This window comes from Streptomyces sp. NPDC087901 (assembly GCF_044742205.1).
Classification (GTDB): domain Bacteria; phylum Actinomycetota; class Actinomycetes; order Streptomycetales; family Streptomycetaceae; genus Streptomyces.
Window position 1 is genome coordinate 1 of sequence record NZ_JBIUUC010000051.1, and the last position, 4,127, is coordinate 4,127.

Genomic DNA, 4,127 nt, shown 5'->3' on the forward strand with positions numbered 1-4,127 from the left:
GTGGGGGCGGTGCTGCGTCCGAAGGTGGATGCGGCGCTGAACCTGCACGAGCTGACGCGTGGCATGGACCTCGCCGCCTTCGTCCTCTTCTCCTCCGTGGCCGGCACCTTCGGCAACGCGGGCCAGGGCAACTACGCTGCGGCGAACGCGTTCCTGGACGCGCTGGCCACTCACCGCAGGGCCGAAGGGCTCCCTGCCCAGTCCCTCGCCTGGGGCTTCTGGGACGAGGCCAGCGGAATGACCGGCAAGCTGTCCGGTGCCGAACGCTCCCGTATCTCGTCCGTCGGCGGCGTCTTCCCGATCTCGTCGGAACAGGGCGTGGCCCTCTTCGACGCCGCGCTGCGCATGGACCGGCCAGTGGTGGTTCCGGTGCAGCTCGACCTCGCCGCCGTACGCGCCCAGGGCGACAGCAGCCGGGAACTCTTCCGCACCCTCGTCCCGGTCGTCACCCGGCGCAAGGCCACGGGCCATGTCGAGGCGAACGGCCTTCAGCAGCGGCTCGCACGCCTCGCCGAGCCCGAGCGCGAAGCCGTCATGCTGGAGGTCGTCCTCGAACAGGTCGCCTCTGTCCTCGGCTACAGCTCGCTCCAGGCCATCGAACCGGAGAAGGCGTTCAAGGACCTCGGCTTCGACTCCCTGCGGGCGGTGGAGTTCCGTAACGCACTGGCCGACGCCACCGCGCTCCGCCTTCCCGCCACGGTCGTCTTCGACTACCCCACCCCTGTGGCCCTGGCCCGCCATCTGCTGACCGAGGTGTCCGGCGCCGACGCTCCCGCGACGGCCGCCCTCCCCACGGTGCGCACGAACCCCGCAGCTCACGCCGACGACCCGATCGCGATCGTGGGCATGGCGTGCCGCTACCCGGGCAACGTCGGCTCACCCGAAGCCCTCTGGCGGGCCGTGACCGAGGGCGCCGACCTCATCTCCGACTTCCCGACCGACCGGGGCTGGGACCTGCGGAAGATCTACGACCCGGAAGGCATACGGCCGGACACCAGCTATGTCGCCCGCGGCGGGTTCCTCGACGACGCACCCGGATTCGACCCGGCGTTCTTCGGCATCAGCCCGAACGAGGCCCTGATCATGGACCCGCAGCAGCGACTGCTGCTGGAGACGTCCTGGGAGGCGTTCGAACGGGCCGGCATCGACCCGCTCTCTCTCAAGGAGAGCCGGACCGGCGTGTTCGCCGGGATGATGTACCACGACTACGCCCACAACGCGAGCACAGGCGGCATCGCCTCCGGCCGGATCTCCTACGTACTCGGCCTGGAAGGCCCGTCGATGACGGTGGACACCGCGTGCTCCTCGTCGCTGGTGGCCCTGCACCTCGCGATCCAGGCGCTGCGCTCCGGAGAGTGCTCCCTCGCGCTGGCGGGCGGCGTGGCCGTCATGTCGGAGCCCGAGGTCTTCGTGGAGTTCAGCCGTCAGCGCGGGCTGGCGAAGGATGGCCGGTGCAAGTCGTTCGCGGGTGCCGCGGACGGTGCCGCGTGGTCCGAGGGTGTCGGTGTTCTGCTGGTCGAGCGGCTGTCGGACGCCCGGCGGCTCGGGCACGAAGTCCTGGCTGTGGTGCGGGGTAGTGCTGTTAATCAGGATGGTGCGAGTAATGGGCTGACGGCGCCGAATGGTCCGTCGCAGCAGCGGGTGATTCGTGCGGCGTTGGCTGATGCGCAGATTTCGTCGGATCAGGTGGATCTGGTGGAGGCGCACGGGACCGGGACCCGGTTGGGCGACCCGATCGAGGCTCAGGCGTTGTTGGCGACGTATGGGCAGGGGCGTGCTGAGGGTGACCCGTTGTGGCTGGGGTCGTTGAAGTCGAACTTGGGGCATGCGCAGGCTGCTGCGGGTGTGGGTGGTGTGATCAAGGCGGTGCAGGCGATTCGGCATGGTGTGTTGCCGAAGACGTTGCATGTGGATGTGCCGACGCCGCAGGTGGACTGGGCTGCTGGTGCGGTGGAGTTGTTGACGGAGTCGCGTGTGTGGCCGGAGCGGGATCGTCCGCGTCGGGTGGGTGTGTCGTCGTTCGGTCTGAGTGGGACGAACGCCCATGTGATCGTGGAGCAGGCTCCGGTGGTGAAGGAGCCGGAGGCGGTTGCTACCGCTGATCTGCCGGTGGTTCCGGTCGTGCTGTCGGCGCGGAGTGAGGCCGGGCTGTCCGGACAGGCGGGGAAGCTCCTTGCTCTGTTGGAGGGGGATTCCTCTCCTTCTCTGTTGGATGTGGGTTTTTCGTCGGTGGTGTCGCGTGCGGTGCTGGAGCATCGTGCGGTGGTTGCGGCGTCGGATCGTGAGGAGCTGGTGCGGGGTCTGACCGCACTGGCCGAGGGTGAGCCGTCCTCGTCGGTGGTGCGGGGGTCGGTGCGGCCGGCGGGCAAGGTTGCGTTCCTGTTCACGGGCCAGGGGGCACAACGACTCGGTATGGGCCGGGAGTTGTATGGGGCGTTTCCGGTGTTCGCGGAGGCGTTCGATGCGGTGGTGGCTGAGTTGGATGCTCGGCTGGGTGTGAGTCTGCGTGAGGTGGTGTGGGGTGAGGATGTCGGCCTGTTGAACGGGACGATGTTCGCTCAGGCCGGTCTGTTCGCGGTGGAGACGGCGTTGTTCCGGCTGGTGGAGTCGTGGGGTGTGCGTCCGGACTTCCTGGTGGGTCACTCGGTTGGTGAGATCGCGGCCGCGCATGTGTCGGGTGCTCTGTCGTTGGCGGATGCGGCGGAATTGGTGGTGGCGCGTGGTCGGTTGATGCAGGCGCTTCCCGCTGGTGGGTCGATGGTGGCGGTGGAGGCGACGGAGGCCGAGGTGCTTCCGTTGCTGAACGGTGAGGTGGGGATCGCGGCGGTCAACGGGCCGCGTTCCGTAGTCGTCTCGGGTACGGAGGTGGCGGTTGCTGATCTGGTGGAGAAGTTTGCCGGTCAGGGGCGCAGGACGAGTGTGTTGCGGGTGTCTCACGCCTTCCATTCGCCTTTGATGGAGCCGATGTTGGCGGAGTTCGGGGCGGTGGTCGCCGGGCTGTCGTTCGGTGTTCCGTCGATTCCGGTGGTGTCGGGTGTGTCCGGGGGCCTGTCCGAGGAGTGGGGTTCGCCGGAGTACTGGGTGCGGCATGTCCGCGAGGCGGTGCGGTTCGCGGATGCGGTGTCGTATGTCGTGTCGCGTGGTGTGACGTCGTTCGTCGAGGTGGGTCCTGATGGTGTGCTGAGCGGGATGGCGCAGCAGTCGGTGGATGCGGAGTCGGCGGTGGTCTTCGTCCCGCTGGTTCGTAAGGGCCGCCCCGAGGTGGCCTCGGCCGTTGCTGCGCTGGGTCAGCTGCATGTGGCGGGTGTCCCGGTGGACTGGGCCCGGTTCTACGAGGGCTCGGGTGCCCGCCGCGTCGATCTGCCGACCTACGCCTTCCAGCACCAGAACTACTGGATCGTCGGCGAGCAGCGCGGTACGGACCTCGAATCCATCGGACAGGAGTCCGCCGGCCACCCCCTTCTGAGCGCGGTGGTGTCGTCGCCCGACTCGGACAGCGTGGTGCTGACCGGTCGCCTGTCCACCGGATCTCACCTCTGGCTCGCGGATCACGCGGTCGGTGACGTCACCCTCTTTCCCGGCACCGGTTTCGTGGAACTGGCGCTGAGAGCGGCAGACGAGGTCGGCTGCACCGCTCTGGAGGAGCTGACCCTCGAAACACCGCTGGTTCTTCCGGATCACGGTGGCGTCGCCCTCCAGGTCGTCGTCGGCTCTCCCGACGAGTCCGGCCGACGAGCGGTAACCATTCACTCGCGGGGCGAGGCGACTGACCTGCCGTGGGTGCGGCACGCCACCGGTTCGCTCGCTGTCGTGGCCGATGTCCCCGGCGCCGAGGACGTGGCGTGGAGCATGGGGCAGTGGCCCCCGGCCGGTGCGGAACCGGTGGACCTGGACGGTTTCTACGACGGCATGGCGGAAGCGGGGCTTCGGTACGGCCCGGCCTTCCGCGGACTGAGCGGAGCCTGGCGGACCGACGACCACGTCTTCGCCGAGGTGGGCCTCCCCGAAGGCACCCAGCCGGGAACCTACGCACTCCATCCGGCGTTGTTCGATGCTGCGTTGCATGGGGTGGCGTTGTCGGGTGCGGTGGGTGTGGGTGCTGCGTTGCCGTTTGCGTGGTCGGGTGT

1 protein-coding gene is annotated in these 4,127 nt (G+C 68.6%); it reads left to right on the forward strand.

Annotated elements, in window-relative coordinates:
* A partial coding sequence (locus ACIOEW_RS41210) for a beta-ketoacyl synthase N-terminal-like domain-containing protein (protein ID WP_401970749.1) occupies positions 1-4,127 on the forward strand: 4,127 nt, incomplete at both ends.